General features: G+C 34.4%; 4 protein-coding genes. 2 read left to right on the forward strand and 2 right to left on the reverse strand.

Translation table 11 applies throughout. From position 1 onward, the window contains the following. Positions 1-57 precede the first annotated feature (57 nt). Positions 58-366, reverse strand: a complete 309-nt coding sequence (locus BMZ99_RS25505; RefSeq protein WP_090944839.1) for an LUD domain-containing protein — start codon at positions 364-366, stop codon at positions 58-60. A gap of 22 nt (positions 367-388) precedes the next feature. After that, entirely contained in the window at positions 389-1,273 is an 885-nt protein-coding gene (locus tag BMZ99_RS25510) for a LysR family transcriptional regulator (protein WP_090944841.1), read from the reverse strand. Between the two features lie 118 nt (positions 1,274-1,391). On the opposite strand from BMZ99_RS25510, the gene BMZ99_RS25515 reads away from it, so the two are divergent. Further along, on the forward strand, positions 1,392-1,841 hold the full coding sequence (locus BMZ99_RS25515) for a DMT family transporter (protein ID WP_090944844.1): 450 nt from the start codon (positions 1,392-1,394) through the stop codon (positions 1,839-1,841). A 376-nt stretch (positions 1,842-2,217) separates the two neighbouring features. Further along, entirely contained in the window at positions 2,218-3,132 is a 915-nt protein-coding gene (locus BMZ99_RS25520; protein WP_090944847.1) for an alpha/beta hydrolase, read from the forward strand. Positions 3,133-3,461 lie beyond the last annotated feature (329 nt).

The following is a 3,461-nucleotide window of genomic DNA, read 5'->3' on the forward strand; positions in this document are numbered from 1 at the left end:
CGGCTTGAAGAAGAGGCTTGTTTAGTGCACCCATTTTTTGCGGATTACTTACAAAACTTATTTTTTATGGGCTTGACATATTACCAGATTGCTATATATGTCCTTTTTTTCTTCACGGGTAATTTCTTCTCTATATTTATCCAAAAAGTTATACTTCCCACTACGAAGAAGATTAATTATGCCTGTTTCAAAAAGCGTCATAGAATCTCCCACAGCAACTACTGAATGTTCAGGTATCAATTCCTTTATTTTTTCTTGCAGCTGTGTTTCATCAGCAACATAAAAACCGCTAATATTATGTTTTTCAAGATTGATAATTGTTCTTTCAATTTGTTTGTCTATATACCATGCAACATTATTATCCATATATGACGCTACTCTCCCATTCTTAATTAATTAAAACTTCAATGAACTTTTTTACAGCTGTAGAAACTGGAGTTCCTTTCAACTGAGCAACCCCAATTGTTCTTTGAGGTATTTTTTCTTGTACAGTCACCTCAAAGATTTCTTCACTTGCTAGTTCTTCCTTTATAAAATCTTTTATTACACAAGAAATTCCTAAACCTTTTTTAGCAAATTCAACTAGAAGATCTACAGTCCCTAGTTCAATTTCAGGAACTAATTTTATACCATTTGCTTCAGCATAGTTGTCAATGAAGTTTCTTGAATTACTATCTTTTTCTAGTAACACCATTGGATACTCCACTAATTTTTTTAATGAAATCGGCAATCCGCTAAGATGCTTAAACTTTTTCCCTACAATAAAGCAATCCTGAATTTTAAGGGTTTGTGTCAATTCAAGAGAACAATCATCTTTTATTGGAAGATTTATAACTCCCAAATCGATTTTTCCCCCTTTTAATAAATCAATAATTTCAAATGTAGTCTGATTTGTAACATGAATTTTGATTTCAGGATATGCTGCTGTGTATTTTTCCAAATAGGAAATAAGATAATACTTACAAAGTGTATCGCTTACACCAATTCTTAGCTGTCCAGCCTGAAGGTTTTGCATTTCTAAAAATTTTTGCTCTGCTGTTTTAAAGAAACTATATCCTTGTTCAATATATTTAAAAAGAACATCGCCTTCAACAGTTAATTTAACTCCTTTAGGAGTTCTAATGAACAACTGGCCACCCAGTTTATGTTCTAATACTTTAATAGACTGACTAACCGCCGGCTGAGAAGTAAAAAGCTCTTTGGCAGCTTTTGATATGCTCCCTGTCGAAGCCACCACATAAAAGACACGATAAAGTTCTAAATTAACATTCATATAACCACACCTTATATCCGATATATTAAATATCAATTTTCAGTATATCAATAAAACGATTATAATAAAGAACGGAACATTAATCAATAAATCTATCAAATTAAAGGAGAGGGCGAAGATGTATTATTATTTATTAGCACTTATTTCAGGAGCAGCAATAACAACTCAAGTGGGTATTAATGTGAAATTATTATCCAATCTTGGGAGCCCTGTTTTAGCTTCACTTATTAGTTTCTCTGTAGGCACTATCGGATTGGCAATCGTCTATATCTTAGCTGCTTGTTATGGACTACAACCGGTACCAACGTTAGATGCTATTTCTCAAACGAGTTCTTGGATGTGGACAGGTGGATTATTGGGAGCATTTTATATCTTCACAACAATCTTCTGTTCGCCTAAAATTGGGTTTGCTAATATGTTTAGCCTAGTTGTAGCAGGACAAATAGTTTTATCAATTATATTCGACCATTTTGGTCTCTTAGGCAGCCCAGTCCATCTAGTTACTCCATTTAGGCTTATCGGAGTAGCTTTACTTATTGTTGGTGTGTATCTAATACAAACTAATTAACTGCAACGCAAAAACAATTCACGATTTCCAATTCTCAGCCATTTTTTTGTATGGATCATTGATCTTCAAAATATAAGGACAATCTCTGTCTATTCATCGACGAAGATTGTCCTTGTTATTATATTATAAAATATTAGAACACTCATTAGAGGACTTCGAACTTACCTTGTGATCTCTAATAGTCTTTTCTTACGAAAAGAAGGTAGAGAAGCACCGCATATAATTAGCATGGCTAATTATGAGATCCCCTGTTCTATTATCTCGTTTGTTTTGAATGAGAATTTGGACAGAATTTGTCTTTTAGTAAGTTGAATTAAGATAATATCATCGTATAATAAGTTAAGAACAATTAGTGAACTAACTGGAGGTCTCCTATTTGAAAAACAGCTCATTAAAATTGTATATATTCTTTATTTGTCTTCTTCTTTTGCTGGACGCGGTAGTCGGTTGCGCAGCCAGCTCGCAAAGATTTGAGCCATTAAATGTTGGTTCTGGAATTTTTGCTATGCCAGAAACTACAGGTGCAAATACGAATAATCTTCGAGTCTTTTATTATCGTCCAGCGAACTGGACTCCAGACAAGCCCATTGTCATTGTACAGCATGGTCTACAGCGCAATGCGGAAGAGTACCGTGATGGATGGAAGAAGTATGCCGAACAATACAATCTTTTGGTGGTATGCCCAGAATTCTCTAAAGATAAATACCCAGGTGTACGTTACTATAATACAGGTAATATATCAGACACCGATGATAATACAGGACAATTACAGCCTAAAAGTGAATGGATATTCCCAGTCATAAACCATGTTTTTAATGAAATACAGATGAGATCGGGAGCTACAAGCAATACCTTTACACTATTTGGACATTCAGCTGGTGCTCAATTCGTTCACCGGTATGTACTTTTCGCCGAAAAAACACAGGCAGAAAGAATCATTTTTGCTAATGCAGGTTGGTATACCATGACGGACACAAATGTCGATTTCCCTTATGGTATTAAAAATATGTCAATGAGCAAGGACGATCTGGCAAAGGCATTTGCCAAACCAGTGACAATTTTATTAGGTGAAAAGGATAATGATCCTAATAATAAAGTACTTCGTCATACTTTAGAGGCTGATGCACAAGGCTTAAATCGATTTGAACGTGGAAACCGTTTTTATTATGAAGCAAAAGAAAAAGCAGCAGAATTGGGTGTACCATTCAACTGGCAATTGATTACTGTACCAGGAGTTGGGCATAGTGATATTGGAATGGCAGCTGCAGCAGCGAAATTAATTGTTGAATAAACATTTAATTTTGCTTAGCATCGAATAAGGTAAAAAAAATCCAAAGACCTCTACTCTCAGGCATATTATATAACGCATCATAGGTAGCATTAGACACAGCACGATCCACTCTTTAATGGACAGGCTGTGTCTTTTTATAAGTACATTCATTTTTTTATTAGTTGTGTAATGTTTTTAAAATGATTTCTAGTTTTTCCAGTAAGGTTATTAAAAATAAAGGCAAAAATTAACCCCTTTGAACTGGTACCTAGAAATAGGACATTATAGAAAAAAGCCTAAATTAAGCCACAATGAGATGATCCCGATATTGAATCGGGGTCATTTTTTTT

Source organism: Pelosinus propionicus DSM 13327, from assembly GCF_900114615.1.
In the GTDB taxonomy this organism is placed as follows: domain Bacteria; phylum Bacillota; class Negativicutes; order DSM-13327; family DSM-13327; genus Pelosinus; species Pelosinus propionicus.

Bases quoted from the DNA above. Each gene is read 5' to 3' on its own strand.
- BMZ99_RS25505 (WP_090944839.1), bottom strand. From the start codon at position 366: ATGGATAATAATGTTGCATGGTATATAGACAAACAAATTGAAAGAACA.
- BMZ99_RS25510 (WP_090944841.1), bottom strand. From the start codon at position 1,273: ATGAATGTTAATTTAGAACTTTATCGTGTCTTTTATGTGGTGGCTTCG.
- BMZ99_RS25515 (WP_090944844.1), top strand. From the start codon at position 1,392: ATGTATTATTATTTATTAGCACTTATTTCAGGAGCAGCAATAACAACT.